1 protein-coding gene and 1 pseudogene are annotated in these 222 nt (G+C 59.5%); both read right to left on the reverse strand.

Annotated features, from left to right (window positions below; translation table 11 throughout):
• A partial coding sequence (gene tnpB, locus F7Q90_RS27010) for an IS66 family insertion sequence element accessory protein TnpB (protein ID WP_151161269.1) occupies nucleotides 1-109 on the reverse strand: 109 nt, incomplete at its 3' end.
• A pseudogene (locus F7Q90_RS26505) lies at nucleotides 106-222 on the reverse strand (IS66-like element accessory protein TnpA); the annotation flags it as partial. The gene tnpB and the pseudogene F7Q90_RS26505, both read right to left, overlap by 4 nt.

A 222-nucleotide genomic window follows, 5' to 3' on the forward strand; every position in this document is an offset into this window, starting at 1 on the left:
CATCCCGTAACGTATTCTGCACCCTGGAAGCCAGACCATTGAAGCCGTTGCGCATGTCGGTGATGCCGGCAACCAGCCAGATGCGGGAACCTGCAGGAAGTGATATCACCGCGAACTCCCCTGCATTTCCCGGATAAGCATCTGAAGCAGCTCTGGCGTCAGCTTTCCGCTGATACGAAGCGTGCCGGCGGGCAGAACCAGCTCACAGCAGGGGGCATCGTC

It is taken from the genome of Pantoea stewartii subsp. stewartii (genome assembly GCF_008801695.1).
In the GTDB taxonomy this organism is placed as follows: Bacteria; Pseudomonadota; Gammaproteobacteria; order Enterobacterales; family Enterobacteriaceae; genus Pantoea; species Pantoea stewartii.